Origin of the sequence: Micromonospora chokoriensis, from assembly GCF_900091505.1 — a bacterium.
Classification (GTDB): Bacteria; Actinomycetota; Actinomycetes; order Mycobacteriales; family Micromonosporaceae; genus Micromonospora; species Micromonospora chokoriensis.
The window spans coordinates 6834125-6855989 of the sequence record NZ_LT607409.1 but is presented as its reverse complement, the minus strand read 5'-3'; the positions used below and the strand labels follow the sequence as shown (position 1 = coordinate 6855989).

24 protein-coding genes are annotated in these 21865 nt (G+C 70.5%); 7 read left to right on the top strand and 17 right to left on the bottom strand.

Annotated elements, in window-relative coordinates; genetic code table 11:
• Nucleotides 1-21 precede the first annotated feature (21 nt).
• Nucleotides 22-948, top strand: coding sequence for a 2-hydroxyacid dehydrogenase (locus GA0070612_RS31040; RefSeq protein ID WP_088991137.1), 927 nt, complete (start codon nt 22-24; stop codon nt 946-948).
• Here the strand turns inward: GA0070612_RS31040 and GA0070612_RS31035 are convergent.
• A complete protein-coding gene (locus GA0070612_RS31035; protein WP_088991136.1) occupies nt 942-1334 on the bottom strand; it encodes a PH domain-containing protein in 393 nt (130 codons plus the stop codon). The two genes, GA0070612_RS31040 and GA0070612_RS31035, sit on opposite strands and share 7 nt — an antisense overlap.
• A 218-nt stretch (nt 1335-1552) precedes the next feature.
• Between GA0070612_RS31035 and GA0070612_RS31030 the strand changes: the two genes are divergently transcribed.
• Nucleotides 1553-3916: a GGDEF domain-containing phosphodiesterase gene (locus tag GA0070612_RS31030; RefSeq protein WP_231924406.1), complete on the top strand. Its 2364-nt coding sequence runs from the start codon at nt 1553-1555 to the stop codon at nt 3914-3916.
• Between the two features lie 6 nt (nt 3917-3922).
• On the opposite strand, the gene GA0070612_RS31025 is transcribed toward GA0070612_RS31030, so the two are convergent.
• Complete coding sequence (locus GA0070612_RS31025) at nt 3923-4942, bottom strand: LacI family DNA-binding transcriptional regulator (protein ID WP_088991134.1); 1020 nt, start codon at nt 4940-4942, stop codon at nt 3923-3925.
• A 111-nt stretch (nt 4943-5053) separates the two neighbouring features.
• On the opposite strand from GA0070612_RS31025, the gene GA0070612_RS31020 reads away from it, so the two are divergent.
• On the top strand, nt 5054-7498 hold the full coding sequence (locus GA0070612_RS31020) for a glycoside hydrolase family 2 protein (RefSeq protein WP_088991133.1): 2445 nt from the start codon (nt 5054-5056) through the stop codon (nt 7496-7498).
• Nucleotides 7499-7776: 278 nt separating this feature from the next.
• A complete protein-coding gene (locus GA0070612_RS31015) occupies nt 7777-8589 on the top strand; it encodes a DUF3152 domain-containing protein (RefSeq protein ID WP_088991132.1) in 813 nt (270 codons plus the stop codon).
• 80 nt (nt 8590-8669) lie between these two features.
• Here the strand turns inward: GA0070612_RS31015 and GA0070612_RS31010 are convergent, their stop codons facing one another.
• From GA0070612_RS31010 to GA0070612_RS30985, 6 genes are read right to left on the bottom strand one after another with little or no spacing between them, the layout of a single operon-like run.
• Complete coding sequence (locus GA0070612_RS31010) at nt 8670-9413, bottom strand: copper homeostasis protein CutC (RefSeq protein ID WP_088991131.1); 744 nt, start codon at nt 9411-9413, stop codon at nt 8670-8672.
• Nucleotides 9410-10471, bottom strand: a complete 1062-nt coding sequence (locus tag GA0070612_RS31005; protein ID WP_088991130.1) for an asparaginase — start codon at nt 10469-10471, stop codon at nt 9410-9412. The genes GA0070612_RS31010 and GA0070612_RS31005 overlap by 4 nt, the downstream gene beginning before the upstream one ends.
• On the bottom strand, nt 10468-11337 hold the full coding sequence (locus GA0070612_RS31000; RefSeq protein WP_088991129.1) for an amino acid ABC transporter permease: 870 nt from the start codon (nt 11335-11337) through the stop codon (nt 10468-10470). The genes GA0070612_RS31005 and GA0070612_RS31000 overlap by 4 nt, the downstream gene beginning before the upstream one ends.
• On the bottom strand, nt 11334-11978 hold the full coding sequence (locus tag GA0070612_RS30995) for an amino acid ABC transporter permease (protein WP_088991128.1): 645 nt from the start codon (nt 11976-11978) through the stop codon (nt 11334-11336). Before GA0070612_RS30995 ends, GA0070612_RS31000 begins: the two co-directional genes overlap by 4 nt.
• A 16-nt stretch (nt 11979-11994) precedes the next feature.
• Nucleotides 11995-12963, bottom strand: a complete 969-nt coding sequence (locus tag GA0070612_RS30990) for a glutamate ABC transporter substrate-binding protein (protein WP_197699273.1) — start codon at nt 12961-12963, stop codon at nt 11995-11997.
• Nucleotides 12964-12982: 19 nt separating this feature from the next.
• Nucleotides 12983-13711 carry an amino acid ABC transporter ATP-binding protein gene (locus GA0070612_RS30985; RefSeq protein ID WP_088991884.1) on the bottom strand — a complete coding sequence of 243 codons (729 nt, stop codon included), beginning with the start codon at nt 13709-13711 and terminating at the stop codon, nt 12983-12985.
• Between the two features lie 163 nt (nt 13712-13874).
• Between GA0070612_RS30985 and GA0070612_RS30980 the strand changes: the two genes are divergently transcribed.
• Nucleotides 13875-15098 (top strand): ROK family transcriptional regulator, encoded by a 1224-nt coding sequence (locus GA0070612_RS30980; RefSeq protein ID WP_197699272.1) that lies wholly within the window; start codon nt 13875-13877, stop codon nt 15096-15098.
• A gap of 66 nt (nt 15099-15164) precedes the next feature.
• On the opposite strand, the gene GA0070612_RS30975 is transcribed toward GA0070612_RS30980, so the two are convergent.
• The 9 genes from GA0070612_RS30975 to GA0070612_RS30935 all read right to left on the bottom strand — a co-directional run bounded on the left by GA0070612_RS30975 (nt 15165) and on the right by GA0070612_RS30935 (nt 21082).
• Nucleotides 15165-16478 (bottom strand): AAA family ATPase, encoded by a 1314-nt coding sequence (locus GA0070612_RS30975; protein WP_088991126.1) that lies wholly within the window; start codon nt 16476-16478, stop codon nt 15165-15167.
• A gap of 108 nt (nt 16479-16586) precedes the next feature.
• Nucleotides 16587-17522: an HNH endonuclease gene (locus tag GA0070612_RS30970; RefSeq protein ID WP_088991125.1), complete on the bottom strand. Its 936-nt coding sequence runs from the start codon at nt 17520-17522 to the stop codon at nt 16587-16589.
• 109 nt (nt 17523-17631) lie between these two features.
• The gene (locus GA0070612_RS30965) at nt 17632-18057 is read right to left on the bottom strand and encodes a hypothetical protein (RefSeq protein WP_231924405.1); all 426 of its coding nucleotides are present in this window, start codon (nt 18055-18057) and stop codon (nt 17632-17634) included.
• Nucleotides 18044-18697: a M48 family metalloprotease gene (locus GA0070612_RS30960; protein WP_088991123.1), complete on the bottom strand. Its 654-nt coding sequence runs from the start codon at nt 18695-18697 to the stop codon at nt 18044-18046. Before GA0070612_RS30960 ends, GA0070612_RS30965 begins: the two co-directional genes overlap by 14 nt.
• Nucleotides 18694-18954, bottom strand: coding sequence for a hypothetical protein (locus tag GA0070612_RS30955; protein WP_088991122.1), 261 nt, complete (start codon nt 18952-18954; stop codon nt 18694-18696). Before GA0070612_RS30955 ends, GA0070612_RS30960 begins: the two co-directional genes overlap by 4 nt.
• A gap of 16 nt (nt 18955-18970) precedes the next feature.
• Nucleotides 18971-19234, bottom strand: a complete 264-nt coding sequence (locus tag GA0070612_RS30950; RefSeq protein ID WP_088991121.1) for a hypothetical protein — start codon at nt 19232-19234, stop codon at nt 18971-18973.
• Between the two features lie 91 nt (nt 19235-19325).
• Nucleotides 19326-19718 carry a hypothetical protein gene (locus GA0070612_RS30945; protein WP_088991120.1) on the bottom strand — a complete coding sequence of 131 codons (393 nt, stop codon included), beginning with the start codon at nt 19716-19718 and terminating at the stop codon, nt 19326-19328.
• 304 nt (nt 19719-20022) lie between these two features.
• Nucleotides 20023-20217 (bottom strand): DUF397 domain-containing protein, encoded by a 195-nt coding sequence (locus tag GA0070612_RS30940; RefSeq protein ID WP_088991119.1) that lies wholly within the window; start codon nt 20215-20217, stop codon nt 20023-20025.
• Entirely contained in the window at nt 20210-21082 is an 873-nt protein-coding gene (locus GA0070612_RS30935; protein ID WP_408630596.1) for a helix-turn-helix domain-containing protein, read from the bottom strand. The genes GA0070612_RS30940 and GA0070612_RS30935 overlap by 8 nt, the downstream gene beginning before the upstream one ends.
• A gap of 219 nt (nt 21083-21301) precedes the next feature.
• Here GA0070612_RS30935 and GA0070612_RS30930 point away from each other — a divergent pair, with 219 nt between their 5' ends.
• Both GA0070612_RS30930 and GA0070612_RS30925 read left to right on the top strand, forming a co-directional pair.
• Complete coding sequence (locus GA0070612_RS30930) at nt 21302-21595, top strand: DivIVA domain-containing protein (RefSeq protein ID WP_231924404.1); 294 nt, start codon at nt 21302-21304, stop codon at nt 21593-21595.
• The gene (locus tag GA0070612_RS30925) at nt 21592-21843 is read left to right on the top strand and encodes a hypothetical protein (protein ID WP_088991116.1); all 252 of its coding nucleotides are present in this window, start codon (nt 21592-21594) and stop codon (nt 21841-21843) included. The genes GA0070612_RS30930 and GA0070612_RS30925 overlap by 4 nt, the downstream gene beginning before the upstream one ends.
• Nucleotides 21844-21865 lie beyond the last annotated feature (22 nt).

The following is a 21865-nucleotide window of genomic DNA, read 5'->3' as shown; positions in this document are numbered from 1 at the left end:
CGGGGACTATCGTCGGCGGACGTGAAGGTATGGATCCCGCACCAGGCCGGCCTGAACCTCATGGGCGAGCTGCCCCCGGACGTGAGGGTGGAGGTGTTCGAGCACGCCGATCGGATGCCGTCCGACCCCGCCGACGTCCGCGTCTGGGTGCCACCGTTCCTGGGCGGCTCGGACGGGACGGCGGTGCTGCGGGAGTTGCCCGACGTGGCGGTGGTGCAGCTGCTCTCCGCCGGAGCGGACGCCTGGGCCGGCCGGACACCGCCGGGTGTCACGCTCTGCGACGCCAGGGGAGTGCACGACCCGTCCACCGCCGAGTGGGTCGTCACGGCGATCCTCGCCCAGTTGCGGGCGTTCCCGGCGTTCGTCCGGGCGCAGGCCGAGCGGCGCTGGGCGTACGACGGGAACACCCCCACCGACGAGCTGACCGGCAAACGGGTGCTCATCGTCGGGGCCGGTTCGATCGGCACCGCGGTGCGGGACCGGCTCGCCCCGTTCGAGGTGAGTTTCACGCTCGTCGCGCGGACCGCCCGCCCGGAGCAGGGGGTGTACGGCGTGGAGGAGCTGCCCCGGCTGCTGCCCGACGCCGACGTGGTGGTGGTGATCGTGCCGCTCACCGAGCAGACCCGTGGCCTCATCGACAAGGACTTCCTCGCCGCGATGCCCGACGGGGCTCTGCTGGTCAACGCCGCCCGGGGGCCGGTGGCCCACACCGAGGCGCTCGTCGCCGAGCTGGCCACCGGTCGGATCGCGGCGGCGCTGGACGTCACCGACCCGGAGCCGCTGCCCGCCGACTCACCGCTCTGGGCGATGCCCAACGTGTTGCTCACCCCGCACGTGGCCGGGTCGGTGCGAGGTCTGCTGCCGCGCGCCTACCGACTGGTCGGTGACCAGGTGCGTCGTTTCGCCGCCGGGCAGCCGCTGATCAACACGGTGGTCGACGGTTACTGACCGGGCGTCTCGGCCGTGGTGTGCGGCAGTGCCTGGCCGGTGGCGGACACCAGCCGGGGCAGGTCCACACCGCGTACCGCCGGCAGGGTGACCTGCTGGCCGTCGTCGAGCCGGGCGACCGCCCGCCCGCGCTCGTCGGTGACCAGCTCGATGACCTGGTCCCAGGTGATCCGGCGCTGCCCGGCCAACGCCCGTACGCGCAGCCCGTCCGCGTCGGCCTCGGTGCCGGCCCGCCAGGCCCAGACCGCGACGGCGAGCGGCACGAGCAGCACCGGCAGAAGGTAGGACCGGGCGGTGGCCAGCGGCAGGGCGCCGATGAAGGCGATGACCGCGGCGACCAGGATGGCTTGGTTGTGTCGGAAGCGGACCGTGTCGGGCTTACTCACCCTCCGATGATCCCACCCCCGGCCGGTCCGGCTCGCGCCGGGCGGTGCCAGCAGGGCGCGGCACACCGTACAGTGACACAGGTCATTGTCTCCTGCCGGTGACCGGCACGTAACCGATCCGGTCACCGCTCGTTGCCACTTGTTGAGCAGCGGACCCGCAACGTCCGATGCCCCGCACCGTCGTACCGCCCCCGTGCCCCCTCACGAAGGCGACCGCCGTGCTCCTCGCGTACCCGTTCCGCGTTCTCGTCCCCCGTCGGGCGGCGCCGGAGGCCGCCACGTCCACGGCGGTGACGCTGCTCCTTCTCGCCGGCGCCTTCGGCCTGGTTCCGAGCCCGGTGGTGATCGCGCTGGCCGTCGGCGCCGGCGCCACGGTCGCCGGCGTGCGACTCTCCCGGCTGGCCGGCCGACACTCCGCCGGTCCCTCGCCGCGTGTGGCGAGCGTGCTGCTCGACGCGACAGTGGTGACCGCCGGTCTCACCGCCGTCGTGCTGCCCCTGGCGGCCCCCGGGCTGAGCGTCGCCGTGCTGGTCGGGTCGCTGGCCGTGGCGGTCCTCGCGGCGTGCGGTCTCCGTCGCCTGCCCGGCCGGACGCGTCCGTCGCCCGGGGCCCGGCTGCGCCGGCTGGTCGAGTCGGGCGGCCCGGCAGTCGGTGTGGCCCTCACCGGTTGGCTGCTGCTCCCGCGCGACGGCCTGTCCGATCCGGCTCGGTTGGTCACCTCGTTGGCGCTCGGCGGGCTGGGCATGGCGGCGCTGGACGCGCTCTCGGGGCCACGGCGGCACTCGGGCGCGGCGGTCTGTCGGGGCGGTGTCCTGCTCACGCTGGGCGGGTTGGTGCTGTCGGCCGCGCTGCCGTCCGCGCCGGCGGGCCGGGTGGCGCTGCTGGCCGTACCCCCGTTGGTGTTCGGGATGCTGCTCGTCGCGGTCGGTGCGCAGGTCGCTGTGGACGCCGGTGCGGGGGAGCCGGCGCAGCCGGTCGCCGCGGCCTGGCCGCGGGCGGTGCTGCCGGCGGCGGTGCTGCTGCTGGCGGCCGGCCTGCACCTGGCGGCGGGCCACGCTCTGGACCGGACGAGCGTGGTGCTGGCTCTGGCGGCGGTGCCGCCCCTGATGGTGCGCGAGCTGTTCAGGGTGGGCGAGGCGTCCACTACCGAACGGCGGGCCGCACACCGCCGCCGTGCGGCTCGTGGGGTCCGGCACCGCGCGGAGCAACCGCGCTGGCTGGGCAGGTCGGAGCTGCCACCCGCCCCGCCCGCGCGCGACCCGACCACCGCGAGCGGGGTCGGCGCGGCCTGGCAGCCCGGTGCGGCCTGGTCCACGCTCGACCGGCGGCCCGTCCCGGCCGGAGGCGGTGGCCCGGGCGACCGGGCGGCCCTGCTGGACGCCCTGGCCGCGATCGGTGACGTGCCGGTGCCGACCGGGGCGCTGCTGCTGGTGGACCTGCACGGCACCGATTCGGTCGGCCCGACGGTCCGGGAGGACGTGCTGGCCGAGGCGGTGCACCGGGCCCGCGCGGTGATCGCCCCCGACGACCTGGTCACCGGGTGCACGGGTACCGGCTTCGCCGTGGTCACGGCCGCCGGTCCGGTGCTGGCGTACGCGCTGGGCACCCGGCTGCTGGCGGCGCTCAGCCCGCCCTACTCGGTGCCCGGCGTCGTGCTGCGGGTGCAGACGAGCATCGGGTTGGCCGAGGTGAGTGGGGCCGGGCCGGCGGATGTGCTCCGTCAGGCCGAGCTGGCCCGCCGCCGGGCGGTGCAGTTGGGCCGGGACCGGGTCGAGTGGTACGACGCGTTCCTGGAGGAGCAACTGGTCCGCCGGCTCGACCTGGAACGCGAGCTGCCCGGTGCGGTGGCGCGCGGCGAGTTGGACCTCGTCTACCAGCCGGTGCTCGACCTGGCCGACGGGCAGCCGGTGGGGGCGGAGGCTCTGCTGCGGTGGCGGAGCCCGGTGCTCGGCACGGTGCTCCCGGCCGAGCTGCTGCCGGTCGCGGAGGACCTGGATCTGGTCGGTGAGCTGGAATGGTGGGTCCTGGACCGGGCCTGCCGGCAGTTGTCCAACTGGTCGGTGGGCGTCCGTGAGCTGTGGATGGCGGTGAACGTGACGACCCGGGAGCTGACCACCCCCGACTTCGTGCAGCGGGCGGCGGCCGTGCTGGCCGCGTACGGGGTGCCGCCGGAGCGGCTCGTGGTGGAGGTGAGCGAGCCGCGGGTCGCCGCCGACCTGTCGACGGTGGTGGCCCGGCTGGCCGGGCTGCGCTCCTTGGGCGTACGCACCGCGTTGGACGACTTCCGGGCCGAACACGCCTCGTTGGCGCAGCTCCGCCGGCTGCCGATCGACCTGTTGAAGGTGGGTCCGGAGTTGGTGGGCGCGCGGTCGGACGGGCAGCCGCCGTTGATCGACGTGGTGGTCAACGTCGGCGAGCGGCTGGGCGTGGAGATCGTCGCGGAGGAGTTGGAGTCGCCGACCCAGGTGGAGGGGGCCCGCCGGGGTGGCTGTCGGTTCGGGCAGGGGTTCGCGCTGGCCCGGCCGGCGACGGCCGAGCGGGTCGAGGCGTACTTCGAGGAGTTCCCCTCCGCGTCTCGCTGAACCGGTTCATCTCTCCCGGGGTGGTGCGGTGCTGCCGCGGGGCGTGAGGTGGGGCGTCTCGTCCTCCACCCGGCCGGCCGGCTCCCCGCCGACGACGGCGAGAAGGTGGCGCGCGGCGTGCGCCCCGTACGCGGCGATGTCCCGGCCCAACGCGGTCAGCGGTGGGTGCACCAGGCGGCACAGCGGCGAGTCGTCCCAGGCCACGATGGACAGGTCGGTGGGCACGGTGAGCCCCATCTCCTGGGCCACGGAGAGCCCGGCGACGGCCATCACGTCGTTGTCGTAGATGACCGCCGTGGGCCGCTGGGCGGAGCTGAGCAACCGGCGGGTGGCCCGGCCGCCCTCCTCGCCGGTGTAGTCGGACGAGACGGTGACGGCGTCGGCCAGGCCGAGCCGCCGGCAGACCGCCGTGAAGGCCTCGGTGCGGATCGCCGTGTGCCGCAGGTCGGGCAGGCCACCGACCCGGGCGATCCGCCGGTGCCCGAGCGCGACGAGGTACTCCACCGCCTCGGTCAGCGCGGCGGCGTCGTCGGACCAGATGCTGGCCAGCTCACCCGTGCCGCCGGGCCCGCCGATCACCACCGCCGGCAGTTGCAGGTGCTCCAGCGCGGGGATGCGGCGATCGTGGCTGCGCAGGTCGCAGACGAGCACCCCGTCCACCCGACGTTCGCCCCACCAGCGCCGGTAGACCGCGATCTCGGCGTCGTGGTCGCTGACCACCTGGAGGGTCAGCGCGTACGAGCGGGCGGAGAGTTCGGCCTCGACGCCGCTGATCAGCGCCATGAAGAACGGCTCGACCCCGAGTGTGCGGGCCGGTCGGCACAGGGCCAGGCCGACCGCCCCGGCGGTGGCGGCGGAGAGGGCGCGGGCGGCGCTGCTGGGGCTGAACCCGATCTCCGTGGCGATGGTCAGGATCCGCTGCCGGGTGGCCTCGGAGACGCCGGGCTGGCCGTTGAGCGCGTACGACACCGCCCCCTTGGACACCCCGGCGCGTCGGGCGACGTCGGCGATTGTCGGCCGCTTCACCGGTGTGCTCCTTCGCTCTCCGGCCGTTGACAGCCCCAAATCCGGACCGTACGGTGGCTCAACTTATCCGGTTCAGTCCCCATCGTTCGATGCAGAAGGTGCGGTGCAGTCGTGAGCCGACAGGCACTCTACGACGGGTGGACGCTGCGCGCGGCCCACGGAGCGGAGGTGCCGGCCGAAATCGCCGGACGGGCCGTGCCGGCGACAGTACCCGGCTGCGTGCACACCGACCTGCTCGACGCCGGGCTGATCCCCGACCCCTACCTCGACGACAACGAGCTGGCGCTGGCCTGGATCGGGCGCACCGACTGGACGTACCAGACGACCTTCCGGCCGCCACCCGGCGACCACGACCGGGTCGACCTGGTCTGCGCCGGCCTGGACACCGTCGCCACCGTCACCGTCAACGGGGTCGAGGTGGGCCGCACCGCGAACATGCACCGCGGCTACCGGTTCGACGTCCGACCGCTGCTCCGCGACGGCGACAACGACCTGGTCGTCGCGTTCGACTCCGCGTACCGCTACGCCGAGGCGCAGCAGCAGCGACTCGGCGACCGGCCGAACGCCTACCCGGAACCGTTCCACTTCATCCGCAAGATGGCCTGCAACTTCGGCTGGGACTGGGGCCCGACACTGGTGACCGCCGGCATCTGGCAGGAGATCGGCCTGCACGCCTGGTCCACCGCCCGGCTGGCCACCGTCCGCCCACTGGTCACCATGGACGGTGGTGACGGCCGGGTGGAGGTGCACGTCGAGGTCGAACGGGCCGTGGACGTCCCGCTGACCGTCCGGGCCGCCGTCGCCGGCGTCCGCGCCGACGTGGTCGTCCCCGCCGGCCGGCGCACGGCCGTGCTGACCCTCACCGTCCGCGAGCCCGCGCTCTGGTGGCCCCGGGGGTACGGCGACCAGACGCGCCACCCGATCCATGTGACTCTGCACGCGCCCGACGGCGACACGGTGGACACCTGGTCGCACCGGATCGGCTTCCGCTCGGTCCGTCTGGACACCACGCCCGACGAGCACGGCACCCCGTTCTCGTTGTCGGTCAACGACGTCCCGGTCTTCGTCCGAGGGGTCAACTGGATCCCCGACGACGTGTTCCCCAACCGGGTCACCCGCGACCGGTTGACCGAGCGGTTCGACCAGGCGGTGGGGGCCAACGTCAACCTGCTGCGCGTCTGGGGCGGCGGCCGGTACGAGTCGACGGACTTCTACGACCTCGCCGACGAGCGCGGTCTGCTCGTCCAGCAGGACTTCCTCTTCGCCTGCGCCGCCTACCCGGAGGAGGAGCCCTTCGCCACCGAGGTGGCCGCCGAGGCCGCCGAGCAGGTGACCCGCCTGACCCCGCACCCGTCCCTGGTGCTCTGGACCGGCAACAACGAGAACATCTGGGGTTGGCACGACTGGGACTGGCAACAGCCCCTCGACGGGCGCACCTGGGGGCGGGGCTACTACCTCGACGTGCTGCCCCGGATCGTCGGCGACCTGGACCCGACCCGCCCGTACTGGCCGGGCAGCCCCTGGTCGGGCACCGAGGCCATCCACCCCAACGACCCGGCGCACGGCACCACCCACATCTGGGACGTGTGGAACACCGACGACTACACGAGATACCGGGAGTACGTGCCGCGCTTCGTCGCCGAGTTCGGCTACCAGGCCCCACCGGCGTACGCCACACTGCGCCGGGCACTGAGCGACGAACCCCTCGCCCACGACTCACCCGGCATGGCACACCACCAGAAGGCGGCCGACGGTGACGCCAAACTCCAACGCGGCCTGGACGCGCACCTGCCCGCCCCGGCGGACTTCGACGACTGGCATTACCTGACGCAGCTCAACCAGGCCCGTGCCATCCAGCTCGGGGTGGAGCACTTCCGCTCCCACCGGGACGTCTGCGCCGGCACCATCGTGTGGCAGCTCAACGACTGCTGGCCGGTGACCTCCTGGTCGGCCGTCGACGGCGACGGCCGACGCAAACCCCTGTGGTACGCGCTGCGCCACGCGTACGCCGACCGGCTCCTCACCGTGCAACCGCGCGACGGTGGTCTCGCCCTGGTGGCGGTCAACGACAGCGGCACGCCCTGGCGGGCGTCGTCGTCGGTGACCCGGGTGGCAGTCAGCGGTGAGTCCCGGGCGAAGAACTCGTTCGATCTCGATGTCCCGGCGTACTCCGCGGTGGTGCTGGCGCTGCCGGCGGACCTGGCCCGGCCGGACGACGGCCGCCGCGAGGTGCTGGTCGCGGAGGCCGGCGACACCGCGGAGCGCGCCCTGTGGTTCTTCGCCGAGGACCGGGACGTGCACTGGCCGGCGGCGGAGTGGGACGCGACTGTCGAGCCGTACGACGGTGGCCAGCGGGTCCGGGTCACGGCCCGCACGGTGCTGCGCGACCTGACCCTGTTCCCGGACCGGCTGGACCCGTCGGCGTCCGTCGACAAAGCCCTGGTCACCCTGCTGCCGGGTGAGTCAGCGACGTTCACCGTCCGCGCGGCGACGCCGCTGGACCCGGCGGCCCTCATCGCCCGCCCGGTGCTGCGCTGCGTCAACGACATCCGCTGACGCTGACCCTCCCGCCCGCTCGATCACCACGAATTCGCCGATGGTGCGGTATCCCGCACGCTCGGATACCGCGATGTTGGCGAACTCGTGATGATCGAGGCGAGTCGGCCCCAGGCACCGATGGCCCCGATGACGGACAGTGATGGTCCGTGAGCGCCACCGTGCCTGGTCTCGCGCCGATCAGCGAATTCCTCCTTACGGCTTCCATACGCGCAGTCACATAACTTCGCCGTGTTTTCCGGCTGTCTGCGGTTGTGATCGTTTCTGGAGGTTCCGACGTGCGGATCAGTGCACGGCTGCTCGTGCCGATCTCGTTGGTGTTGGTCATGGCGTCCGGCGCCTGCGCCACCGGGGCGGCGGAGGTCGACCACGCCGACGTGGTGGTCACGACACTGCCCGACGGCAGGGTCCCGGGGTCGGACGAGGGCATGGGGTCGCGGACACCGACCGACGACGAGATCCCCGTCGAGGCGTCCGGCACCTTCGCCGCCGCCACCGGTCAGGGGCGCGTGATCGGCACCGGCAAGAGGCGGGTGCGCTACCGCGTCTCGGTGGAGAAGGGGATCGAGTGGGGGGACATCCCCGCCTGGAGGCCGAGTGGGTTCGCTGAGAGCATCGAACAGGTGCTGGCGGCCCCGAACGGCTGGACCACCTCCGCCAAGCATCCGGTCACCAACGCCGAGGTGCGTCTGACCAGAGCGTCATGGTCCTTCCAGCGGGTCGACACCTCGCGCGCCGACGTGGACGTGCGGCTCGCCACTCCGGCCACGGTGGACCGTCTCTGCGGTGCGAGCGGGGTCGACACCGAGGGGGTCTACTCCTGCCGGTACGGGAGGACGATCCTGATCAATCTGCGGCGCTGGCTCCAGGGCGCTCCCGGGTACCCGGTCAGCCTGGACGACTACCACGCCGGGGTGATCAACCACGAGTTCGGTCACTTCCTCGGCTTCGCCCACATGGAGTGCCCCGGTCCCGGTGAGGTCGGCCCGGTCATGATGACCCAGACGATCGATCTCGGCGGGTGTCTGCCCAACGTCAGCCCGTTCGCCGGGAACGGTCGGTTCATCAGCGGTCCGTGGGCACCGTCCTAATCCGGCTCGGACGTCAGCGCGGCGTTGTCCACCGGGTAGTGGCCTCCCTGGATCTGTCCGGGAGGCCACTACCCGCACGATCAGGCGCGGGCGGCGGCGAGCACCTGGCCGACCAGCGCGCCGGAGGTGCCGGAGCGCTCGTACTCGGGCCGGTTGAGGCTGCCGCCCATCAGCGGGGCCGGGTTGCGGTGCACGGCCGGGCTGTCCGAGCTGACCAGGGCCGCGAAGTGGTACTCGTCGGCGCCGGTCGCCTCGACGATCCGGGCGATGTTGCGCGGGGTGATGCCACCACCGGGCATGACGATGATCCGGCCGGCGGCACGGCGTACCAGCTCGGCGATGAGCGGGGCACCTTCCAGCACGCTGACCTCCTGGCCCGAGGTGAGCACCCGGTGCACGCCCAGCTCGATCAGCTGCTCCAGAGCCGCGTGCGGGTCGCGGGTCATGTCGAACGCGCGGTGGAAGGTGATGCTGGCGTCACCGGCGGCGGCGATCAACCGGCGGGTGGTCGGCACGTCGACGTCGCCCTCGGCGGTCAGCGCGCCGATCACGATGCCGTGCGCGCCGGCGGCGACAGCCGCCCGTACGTCCCGCTCCATGGCCTCGATCTCGAACGGCGAGTAGATGAAGTCACCGGCGCGGGGCCGGACGATCACGTGCACCCGGATCCGGTTGACGGCGCGCAGTGTCGTCTCGATGGTGCCCAGGCTGGGCGTCAGCCCACCGTCGAAGAGCGCGGAGCACAGCTCCACCCGGTCGGCGCCGGCCTCCTCGGCGGCGACCGCGCCCTCGACGCTGTCGATGCAGATCTCGAATGTGCTCATGACTCTTCCTTTTCGGTGCGAGACGACGTCGCTTCGGTGCGAGACGAGGTCGCTTGAGTGCGAGACGAGGTCGCTTGAGTGCGAGACGACGCCGCGGTCCAGTCGATGACGGCCGTGACGGCGCCGACCGGTTCGCCGCCGCCGAGCACCGGCACCTGGCGCAGCGCGTCGGCTCCGCCCACCGGCACGCCGACGGCGTCGAGGGCGGCGAGCGCGATGGCGGTGGTGGCTCGGGGTGAACCGTCGACCACCTTGACCGCGACGGCGTGACCGTCCGGGGCGGCCACCCCGAGCACGCCCTCGGCCCCACCCTTGGCCAGGACGCCGGGCAGCGCCCGCATCAGGTCGGTGTTGGGGTGCCCGTGCCAGCCGCCCACGTACTCCGGGAATTGGCGCATGGCCTGCGCGACCGCCGCCTCGTCGCTGCCGTCGGGTGCGGTGACCAACGCCTGGAATGTGCGGGCCAGGCCGGTCAGCGGCAGGCCGAACAGGGGCGCACCGCAACCGTCGACGGCGTGGTGCGCGACGGGCGTTCCGGCCATCCGGGCGACGGCGGCGGCGGTCTCCCGCTGCAACGGGTGCTCCGGGTCGAGGTAGTCGTGGATGCTCCAGGACCGGGCGACGCTGGCAACGAGCATCGCCGCGTGCTTGCCCGAGCAGTTCATCCGGATCCGGTCGCGCTGCCCGCCGGCGCGGATCAGCCGCTCCCGGGTCGGCTCGTCCTCCGGCCAGTCGACCGGGCAGCCGAGGGCGTCCTCGGTCAGGCCGGCACCGGCCAGCATCGCCCGGACCAGCTCGACGTGCCGGTCGTCGCCGGTGTGGCTGCCGGCCGCGAGCGCCAGCGCCGGGCCGGTCAGCTCGTCACCCGCCGCGACCCGGCAGGCCAGGGCCTGCACCGGCTTCAGGGTGGACCGGGGGAGCACCGGCTCGTCGGGTACGCCGGCGGCGAGGACGACCTCGCCGTCCGGCGCGAGCACCACGACGCTGCCGTAGTGCCGGCTCTCGACGAAGCCGTTGCGGACGACCCGAGCCAGTTCGGCGTAACGGAAGATGGTCACCGGGGGGTGGTCCCTTCGATGAGCGGTGGGGGCAGGTCGGCGTCGCGTCGTCCGCGCCGGCCGCCGAGGCGGCCGTTCCGTGCCTGGAGTACGCGGGCGAACTTCGACAGCGAGGCGTTGACCACGAGGTAGATCAGCGCCACCACCAGGAACGTCTGGATCAGCAGATGGGTGTACGACGACAGCACCTGCCCGCTGTAGAGCAGCTCGGTGTAGCTGACCACGAAGCCGAGCGAGGTGTCCTTGAGCAGCCCGACGAGTTGGCTGACCAGGGACGGGGTGAGTTGGAGCAGCGCCTGGGGCAGGACCACCAGCGCCATCACCTGTCCGCGGCGCAGCCCGACGGCCAGGCCGGCCTCGGTCTGCCCCCGGTCCAGGGCCAGGATGCCGGACCGGAAGATCTCCGCGAACGCCGCCGAGTTGGACACCACCAGCGGCACCACGAGCTTCCAGAAGAGCGGGAAGTTCATCCCGTACTGCGGCAGGGCGAAGAGCGTCACGTAGATGAGCAGCAGGGTGGGAACGGTCCGGAAGATCTCCACGTACGCGCCGGCCAGCCAGCGCAGCGGTCGGTGGGCGGAGAGGCGTCCGAGCGCCAGCAGCAGTCCGAGTACGGCGCTGAGCACCGCGGTCGCGGCGGCGGCCCGGACAGTGGCCCAGAGGCCGTTGAGCAGGTACCGCCAGATCGGCCAGGTGGTGAACGGCTCCCACCGGGCGGCGGCCAACTCGCCGTGACTGGCGAACTGGTACACCGCGGCCACGGCGGCACCGACCAGGAGGACGGCGCCCACCACTGTGGCGATCCGGATCCGCCGCTGGGCGCGCGGTCCGGGTTCGTCGAAGAGGATCTGTTGCGTCTTGTTCATCGGACGATCGCCAGCCTTCGTTCGAGCAGGCCGGTGACCTGACCGATGATCAGCGCCAGCAGCATGTAGGCGAGGCCCGCGCCGGTGAAGACGGCGATCGGTTGGGCCTCGACCAGGTTCACGTTGTTGGCGGCCTGGGTCAGCTCGACCACGCCGACGGCGGCGGCCAGCGAGGTGTTCATCAGCAGCGCGATGCAGATGTTGCCGATCGGCTGGATGACCGCCCGCAGCCCCTGCGGCAGGATCACGTGCCGCAGGGACTGCCCGAAGGTCAACCCGATGGCGCGGGCCGCCTCGGCCTGGCCGACGCCGACCGTGTTGATCCCGGCGCGGATCGCCTCGGCCAGGTACGCCCCCTCGTACACGGCGATGACGATCGCGGCGGACGTGAACAGCGGGAACGTGATGCCGATGGTGGGCAGGGCGAAGACGAAGAGCACCAGCAGGGCCAGCAGCGGCAGGTTCTGGAACACCTCGACGTACGCCGTGCCGATGGCGCGCAGCAGCGGGACGGGTGCGATCCGCAGGGTGGCGACGACGATGCCCAGCAGCATCGCGCCGATGGTGGTCACGACGGTCAGTTCGACCGTCGTGACCAGGCCGTGGCCGAGCTCGCTCAGGTGGGCGGTGAGGGCGTCCATCGGTACGGGAGGATTCTCAGGATCCGTCGGCGGAACCGAGGGCGGGCGGGGTGGGCGCGCCGCCCTCCACCACCGAGCCGAGGGTGCCTTCCCAGACCTTCGCCCAGGTTCCGTCGGCCTGGATCTTCTTCAGCCAGTTGTTGACGAACTCCTTGAACTGCGCGTCCTCCCGGTTGAGGCCGATGCCGTACGCCTCGGTGGTGAACGGCTCGCCGACCACCTTCATCCCCGGGTTGGCCTTGGCGCCCGAGGCGAGCAGCGTGAAGTCCTGCACGTACGCGTCGCCGCGCTTCTGGAGCAGCGCCTGCAACGCCTGCGGGTCGGTGCCGAAGGCGATCTGCTTCGAGCCGGGAGCGGCCGAGGGCAGCGCGGTGACCGCAGGGGTGTTCGCCCCGACGATGACGGTCTTGCCGGCGAGGTCCTTGACGCTCTTGATCGAGGTGTCGTCCTTGCGGACCCCGACCGCGAGGCCGGAGGTGAGGTAGGGCCCGGCGAACGCGACCTGGGTGGCCCGCTGCGGGGTGATCGTGTACGTCTGGAAGACGGCGTCGACCGACTTGGCCTGGAGCATGGCCTCCCGGGTCTGGGTGCCGATGGTCGTCGTCTTCACCTCGGGCTTGCCGATGATGTACTTCGCCAGCAGCTTCGCCATGTCGGCGTCGAAGCCCTCGATGGTGCCGCTGACCGGGTTCTGCTGGGCGAGCAGCGGCGCGTCCAGGGACCCGCCGATGTTCAGGTAGCCGCGCTTGCGGATCGCGTCCATGGTCGAGCCGGCCGGGATGTCCGCGTCGGTGGCGACCGGAGCGGCGTCGTACACCGACTGGGCGACCACGCCGTCGCCGCCGAGGCCGGGGTTGCCCGGCAGCTTCGGGGCGCTGCTGCCGCTGTCACCGCCGCAACCGGTGGCGGCGAGGGCCACCGCCACGGCGGTGGCGGTGAGGGCGAGCGAACGCCGCCCGGTGAAGCTCATCTTGAGGATTGACATGCCACCCTCCCGTTGGGGGCTAGTGCTGGAGGATCTTGGAAAGGAAGTCGCGGGCCCGCTCGGTACGCGGAGCTGCGAAGAATTCGTCGGGGGCGCCGGATTCGACGATGCGGCCGTCGTCCATGAAGACGACCCGGTCGGCGGCGCGGCGGGCGAAGCCCATCTCGTGGGTGACCACGATCATGGTCATCCCCTCGCTGGCGAGGGAGACCATCACGTCGAGCACCTCGTTGACCATCTCCGGGTCGAGCGCCGAGGTCGGCTCGTCGAAGAGCAGCACCTTCGGTTGCATGGCCAGTGCCCGGGCGATCGCCGCCCGCTGCTGCTGCCCACCGGAGAGTTGGGCCGGGTGGTGGTTCGCCTTGTCGGCGATTCCGACGCGTTCCAGCAGGGTCATCGCCTGCTGCCGCGCCTCGGGTCGGGCGATCCTGCGGACCCGGGTGGGGCCGAGGGTGACGTTGTCGAGCACCGTCTTGTGCCCGAAGAGGTTGAAGGACTGGAAGACCATGCCGACGTCGGCGCGGAGCCGGGCCAGTGCCCGTCCCTCGGCCGGCAGCGGCTCACCGTCGATCTCGATGCTGCCCTGCCCGGCCGTCTCCAACCGGTTGAGGCAGCGGCACAGTGTCGACTTGCCGGAGCCGGACGGCCCCACCACGACGACCACCTCGCCGGCGGCCACCGTCAGGTCGATGTCCTTGAGCACGTGCAGCGGACCGAACCACTTGTTCAGGCCGCGTACCGACACCATCGGTCGGTCCGCACCCGTCGTCTCCGGTGCCACCAGACGGCCCCACTTTCTTCGGCAACCGAACTAAGTCAGCTTCATATCGAACCAACAGCGCCATCTAAAGGTAGCCAACAAACTAAGTCAACCGGTTGCTTGAACAAACTGCGGATGCTAAGAACCTGACGTGACGATTGACGACGCGCCACGCGAAGCCCTCCGGGGTGGTCCCCGGGAGCTGCTGCGATGGGTGGCCACCGGAGCTGCCGTCAGTCGTGCCGACCTGTCCCGCCTCTCCGGGCTCTCGCCCTCGACGGTGTCCCAGCGGGTCGAGGCGTTGATCAACCAGGGGTTGCTGGAGGAGACCGGCGCCGGTCGGTCCCGGGGCGGACGACGGCCGCGTCAGCTCGCCGTACCCACCGGCGGCGCCGTGGTCGGTGCCATCGACCTCGGTGCCCACCACGCGCGCATCGGCACACTGGATCTGTCCGGGCGGGTGGTGCAGGGCCGCACCCTGCCGGTCCGCATCGAGGACGGCCCGGAAACCGTGCTGGGCGCACTACTGGCCGAGGTCACCGCACTGGCCGGAGAGATCGCGCCGGCGGCTTCCGGCGGCGCTCCCGGCGGGGCGGCATCCGGTGGGTCGCCGGCCTCCGGCGGCGGGGCGGCGGACGCGCTGCGGGGAATCGGCATCGGCATTCCCGGCCCGGTGCAGCACTCCACCGGACGGATCGTCAGCCCGTCCCGGATGCCCGGCTGGAACGGGTTCGACGTGGCGGCCTTCTGCGCCGACCGCGTCGACGTGCCGGTCATCGTGGACAACGACGCCAACCTGATGGCGCTCGGCGCGCACCGCACCGCACACGCCGAGATGGACCACGCCGTCTACATCAAGGCCGGCACCGGAATCGGCTCCGGGGTGATCTCCAGTGGACAGTTGCACCGGGGTGCCCAGGGATCCGCCGGGGACATCAGCCACTGCCGGGTGGTCGCTGATCCGGCGCCGCTGTGCAGCTGCGGCAACGCCGGCTGCCTGGAGGCGGTGGCCAGCGGCGCGGCCCTGGTCACCGCGCTACGCGAGCAGGGCGTGCCGGTCGACGACCTGACCGGCGTGCTCCGCCTGATCGACGACGGTGACCGGCACGCCACGGCGCTCGCCCGGCAGGCCGGACGGGCCATCGGCGAGATCCTGGCCGTCGTGGTCAACTTCTTCAACCCGCAGGTGGTCGCCATCGGCGGTCGACTCGCCGACTGCGAACCACTGCTGGCCAGCATGCGGGCCACCCTCTACGAGCGGTGCCTGCCGCTGGCCACCCAGACCCTGCTCATCGAGCGGGTCGCCACCAGCCAGGACGTCGGCATCACCGGCGCAGCCCACCTGGTGATCGACCACGTCGTAGCGGCCGCCTGACCGTCGACCGCACCGAGGACGGCCGCTATCCGCGTAGCGCCAGCGCGACCCTTGCGTTGCTGCTGGTCAGTCTGTGACTTCGCCATCCACCGGTCCTCGGGCCGCGAGCGCCTGCTCGAACAGATACGTCGAAAGGTCCGGAACCGCGCCGTAGTTGCCATTGAGGTACCGCCGTTGGCGGTTCTCGCCCTCCTTGCGCGGCTTGAATTCGGTCAGCGGATACAGGGTGGATGCCCCATCGGCGTCCTTCTCCGCGAACCAGATCTCGTCACGGTGCAGAATCTCTTCGGTGTCGATGGTGCCAAGCAGAGCCGCATCGTGACTGGTGAAGATGAGCTGACTGTGCCGGGGGTTCGACGCGGCGGACTGGAACAGGCCGATGAGCTTCGCGGTGAGCAGTGGATGCAGGCTGGCGTCTATCTCGTCCACGCACATGGTGCCGCCCTGGCTGAGAACATCGGCGGCTTCGATCGCGAGGCCGAGTAGCTGTTGGGTTCCGGTCGACTCCTCGGCCAACTCGAATTGGACCTCGCCTGCCGGGCCCTGGTGGGCGAACGTCAACCGCCTCCGCTCCCGGCTCGCCCTGTTGCGTGCGTTCCGCAGCATCCTTCGCTCGTTGGCGGCCAAGTCTGAGGGCCGGAAGAGCGCGGGCTGCTCGTCGGTCACCGTGGTGGCCACCTCGACCACGTCGACGATGCCCACGTCGGCCGCCCGCAACAGCTCGACCAGGGTGCGCCGGCTGGCGTCGCTCTGCGGCCAGCCGGATCGATAGCTGCCGCCCACGTGGGGTTGGCTCCGGGTGAACATGCGTTGGAACCACCGGTAGACAGCGCGCAGTGGGTCGCCCTCCGGCGCGGCTTGTCGGTGATCGAAGCGGACGACGGTGCTGACGAAGAGGGCGGTGGGAGCGGTGACCTCAGCGATCCGCTCCAGCAGCAGACGTTGGTTCGAGTCCTCACCCCAGGCGAAGGTGTCGCCGTTGCGCTCGAAGACCCGCCGCTTCCTCTTCAGCGGATAGTGGTAGAGCCACTCGTCAAGGACGGCGTCGTTGTCCAGGGTGAAACCGTAGGTGTGCCGCACCCCGTTGAGATCAAGGTCGACGACGTAGTGGGACGGGGCTTCGAGGGCTTCAGCCGTCATGAGGTACGGCTCACGAGCCACGCCGAGCCCCGGCTCGACGTCTCGATCAGAGAAGATCACGAAGCGGCGCATGAAGGCCAGAGCGTCCAGGCAGTTGGACTTACCAGAGGCGTTGGCACCGAAGATGCCGGCCACTCGGACCGCATGCTCGTGTTCGTCAGTGCGGTAAGCCGGCGTGAGGTTGAGTTGTTGCTCGTCGCGGAACGACCGGTGGTTGGCGAAGCGAAAACTCAACAGCATGGCTGTGCCCTCTGGTTTCCTGGCCTTGCGGCCGTTCCCTGCGAATAAACCACGCGGAACGGCCTGAGACACCGGGCTCGCCGACGCCCAGGCCTCAGGTGCCCTCGGTCAGGCCGCCTGATACACCTCGTCGAGATGCCATTCGAGGAACTGACGATGCGGACGGTCGCGAGCTGCGGCCGGAACAGCGATCGCGGTGCCGGCACGGGCATAGAATTGCTCTCCGTTGCCGAACTCGGCCCGTAGGCGGGGACTGACCATCAGGCGGTACTTGGGGTCGACGCCCAAGTAGCCGTGGTCGAAGAGAGTATGCACATCGGACCGGAGCAACAGCCCGTTGTCCAACCTGTGCTCGCCACCCGCCGGCAGCGGCCTGATGTGTGCCGCCTGGAGCACCGGCTGGATCCGGTCACCGGTGATCGCACACCGGCGGCCATACGCGTCAAGCACCACAGCCTTGAACGACTGCTGCCCCAACCGGTTCGGCATCAGCCGCGGATCTCCGAACACCGGTCCGGGCCGGTGCCACGGCTGGCTGAGGTCGATCTCGACGGATGCTCCGAGCAGTCGTCCCATCAACATCTCGAAGTACCCAGACGCGGCGTGGTCCGCGACGTCGTAACCCTTGCCCTGCACAACGTTAGGGGCAAACAGTGGCGGCGGTTCGGATGGCTCATCGGCGGGGAAGAAGACGGTGTCGCGGATGAGGACGCAGCCGATAAGCGGGTCCTCTGAGGCGGCGATCGGATCAGACCGGTAGCGTCCGACGATTCGCCGCATCGCGGCGAGGTCCGGGACCCCGTTTCCCTCCCGGAACAGGTCCCACGCCTCTGAGATGCGCAACTGCGCGAACCCGCTGAAGAAGCCGCCGCCCACCACGCTGTTGTGCGGGTGGTGGCTTTTGAAGAAGAAGGGCTCGCCGGGTGACAGCGCGCGAAAGACCCGAGAACCCGCAGGACGCCAAAAGTTGACTTCGGTGAGGTGCGGGCGAGCAGCCAGAAACCGCGACCAATCCCCGTCGGTCACTCCGACATAGGCCTTCACGGAATCATTCTGCCGGGCCGACAGTCCATCCGTCAGCCCTTGCCGGCTGTCATGATCGCGACGATCCCTGCAAGTGGGGCACCGTAACCCTCTCGAGTACGGAGTCGACCTACACCCGGCTGGCGAGCTCGGTTGCCTCGGCGAGAAGCGCGTCCAGATCCTCGTCCGATATAGCGCCCTGACCCAGGATTCGCAGGATCACCAGACCTTGAACTCTTCCGGCCATCTGGGGATCGATGTCCGTCGCGATGTTCGGGTTCACTGCGGCGCTGATCAGCTGCTCGGCCGCGTTGGCGTCGATCTCTGGTGTGCCGGCCGGGGTGCTCGCCCGCATGTCGGCCACAAACCGCATGATCTCACCAGGGGTGGTCCGCTCATCGAAGCGTCGGTTGACCGCGAAGTAGAAGACCGCGCCGAGCAGGGTCGGGAAGCCTTCCCAGCCAAGCTCGTCGAGACGGGCCTCGACGCGGTCGTTAGCCGCGTGGTCGCCTCTGATCATCGTTCGGATGTAGTCGACCATTTCAGGGCTGCTCATCAGATCGGTTCCTTTCGCGGCGCTTCTTTGCCATGTTCCAGACCCCTCGAAGACCCACGACGACCGCGCCAGCAGCCATGATGACTGATGTGACGGGGTGTTCCAACTGGGGACGGTCAGCCGGCGCGCCGGGGTTGGCAGAGGTCGACGTCGTGCTACCAGTAGACCCCGAGCCCTTAAGGCTCTTCTGTAGCTCGCGCAGGCCAGTGGTGATCGACTGCTCGGTCTGCTTGAGAGTGTCCTCGGAGTCGTCTGCCTTCTTGACGTGGCGGCGGAGGAACGCCTCGGCTTTCCGGCTGCGGCTTTCGGCTTCCTCCATCAGGCGCTCGCCCGACGGTGATGCGGCATCGTCTGGCCCGGATGACCCTGCACCAGGGGCGATGGTGTTGACATACCGGGTGATGTGCCGGGCGGCGTCGGCCAGCAGGCGGGCGTAGCGCCCGGATTTGTCACGGGCCACTGCGGCGTCGGTTGCGGCCTCCCGCAACTCGCGGTCGCTGCTACCCCGTCGGACATCGTCCAAGAGGGCCAGGGCCTGCTCCGCGTCCGTGCGGGCGCGCAGGGCCGTGACGGCGGCGGCATCAAGCTTTCCGCGTACGGCGAGAAGCTGCGCGACGAGCTCACCGATGCTGCCGCTCATCCGAGTTGCTTGAGGTAGCGGGTCGCGTGCTCGGCAGCGTTGACGAATCGGCGGCGGGTCGGCTCAACCTCCGCGCTCGCGGCGGCAAGTGCCTGGTAAACGGCTCGCACGTCCTCGTCTCGGCTGTCATTCAGAATGGCTTCTGCCGCTGCGGTCGCTGTCTTCGCCTCGGCAGAGGCCTGATCGAAGACTTCCTGTCCTTGGCGGGCCGCTTCGATGGCCGCGCGGAGAGCCGCCTTGACGTCGCCGAGGCTCATCGTGGAGGCACGGTGTTCAGCCGAGCACGCCGATGTAGCGGCGTGCAGCCTCCGAACTGCCCTGTACCAGAGTCATGGCCTCGGCCAGGCGTTGTTTGCTCTGCTCGCCTCGGGCGATGGCTTCGGCGATCGTCGGGTGCCCGGTGCCGGCGGCGATGGCACGTAGCCGCGTCAACATCTGCTCGGTGTTCTCGGCGGCGGCACGGATTTGGTTAACCGACACATTGCCCTGCTCGGCGGCCTGCATCAGCGCCGCCTTGACTTCCTCGATGCTGGCCATGCCGCCTCCGTCCGACGATCGCGCGACGAGTTCACGTTTGCGTGGTCGAACGGACACTATCGGAGATGAAGGTGGCATGCAGCCCTGCCGATTACATGTGCTCGGCAGCCGTCTGCTCCACGTCGGCGATGAACTCCTCCAACTGCGCCTCGTTGGGGTCGCGGTCTTGCAGAAGCTTGCCGAGGAACATGATCTGCATCTGAAGGGCGGTCTCCGGACTGAGACTGTCGATCAGCCCGACCTCACCGAGGGCCGTGCGGGCGAGCCCTTCCATCTTCACTGTGGGGACTGATTCAGCGCCAGGGAACCGGGCACGAGTCTCGGTCACGAAACGAGCGACGTCGGTGGGAGAGTGGCCGACGGCGAAGCGATCGTTGATCGCGATGGCGAACGCAGGGCCGATCACCTGGTTACCACCGTGCCACCCGGAAGTCTCCAACCCGTCGAGGAGTTGGTCCACCGTGTCCCAGTCACGCCGTGCCATCGCACGGAGCAGGTCGCTGAACTCGGTCCGTACGCTCGCGATCTCGTAACCTCACTATTCCCTTGCGGATGGAATGAACAGACCGGTGGAGGGCGATGCTCGCCACCAGCCTCACTACGACGAGATGCCCCGCCGCGTCCGGTGCCTCGTTGAGTAGGCGCTGACCTGCGGTAGATCCGACCGCTGGCGTTGTGGTGCCAGCTTGCTAAGCCCCTGCCGGACCTTACGGACCTCGAACAATCTCGAACGCTTCGTCCCGAAGGTGGGTGGGTGTCCGGGCGACTCCCGGGCACCCACCGAAGCCTCAGCGAAAGGTGTCGGTCGCTTGGACGAACGTGGCCCAGGCGGCAGGGGGGAAAGCGAGGGCAGGGCCGTGCGGGTCCTTGCTGTCGCGTACGGCGACGAGGCCGGGCAGGTTGTCGGCGACTTCGACGCACTCGCCGCCGTTGCCGCCGCTGCGGGTGCTCTTGCGCCAGTGGGCGTCGGTCAGATCAGCCATGGTGGACCTCCCCGATGATCTTATTGATCAGTTGGAACGATTGTCCCTCATCAAGGCTGCGGTCGAGCAGCCCCGCCCAGACCTTCTCGTAGGCGGCGAATTCGGCGGGCCGGTCGAGGTACAGCGAGCCTGTCCACGATTCGCTGTAGACCACAGGCGGCTCGGGAGTGCTTCGGTTACCGAGCGGAAAGTCCAAAAGAACGAACTCGCCGCCCACCGCACCATAGTGAGGGCCGGCAGTGAGCGGCAAGATCCGAATCGACACGTTCGACATCCGGGTCATCGCCAGAAGGTGGTGGAGTTGCCCGGCCATGGTCTCGGCGTCGTCCACCGGCCGGAGGAGCACCGACTCGCAGAGCACCACCTGCACCTGTGGAGCCCGTGGCAGACGACGGGTCAGCAGGGACTGCCGTTGTAGGCGGAGGTCGACCGCGCGCTCCCGGTCGTCGTCGCTCATGTCGGGCTGGTCGATGCGGTAGATGCCCCGGGCGTAGTCGCGGCTTTGGAGGATGCCAGGCACGAGACTGTTCTTGTAGAAGCGAAGCCTCGAAGCGGCGGATTCGAGGCCCACGTACAGCTCGAACCATTCCGGGACGGCGTCGCCGTATGCGTGCCACCACCCCTTCGCTTTCGTCTCGCCGGCCAGTGCGGTCAGCGCCCGCGTCAGTTCGCCCGTCGCCCCGTACAGCTCGCACATCGCTCGGACGTCGACGCCGCGCACCGAACCGAGCCCGCTCTCGATCCGCCACACCTTCTGGCGGCTGCACTCCAGCGCCTCGGCGACCGCGTCGAGGGTCGCCCCCGCCTCGGTGCGCAGGTCACGCAGCGCCCTGCCGAGCTGGCGTCGGGGCACCGTCGAGCCCATGTCATCGGCCACCCGGCTCTCCTTCCTGTTGAGTTTTGCAACATCCCGACAGCCGTTCTGCAACAGGGAAATGTTGCGCGCAAATACCGGAACAGTGTGATTGGACATTCATTGCAATGGTGTCTCTGACCTTACAAGATGGTCCCGACAACGGCGATGGACGCGCAATTCCCACGCCAATGGACGTCGAACAATTGCGAGGAAGGGTGGTGCTGCTTCGTGCGCGCGTTTCTCCGTCATCTCCGGGCCGAGCCACCCCGGCCGGCGTTCTACCGGGCGGCCAACTACGTACCCCTGAAGCCGTGGCAGGTCCGCGACCGCAGCTTCACCCGGCGCGGCCGACGTGGGGTGGACGCCGTGGAGGTCGCCGAGTTCCTCGACCGGGTTGCCCACGACCTCGCCGAGGTGTACGCGGCGCTGGGCAGCAGCCGGCGGGAAACCGAGCGGATCAAGGACGCGCTGAAGTGCTGGCAGTCCCGGCGGGCCCGCGAGGACCTGGCGGCCCGCCGATGAGCGCCCGCTGGGTGGCGCACCTGCCGTTCACCGCCGCTGACCTGCCGGCGGCCCAGCACTTCGCCGGCACCCTGGCCCGCTCGTTGAGCTTCCTGTCCGAGGTGGACGCTGGGGAGACCACGGTGTCCGCCGAGGACGCGCAGGGCGTACGCCACCGGGTGTTCTGCGACCTGCCGCTCGACGGCGGCAAGCGGTGCGTGCGGCGGATGGAGCACGACGGTCACTGCGCGTCCCGGCGGTGTCGGTGACCGCCGCGCCCGTCGTCGTCTG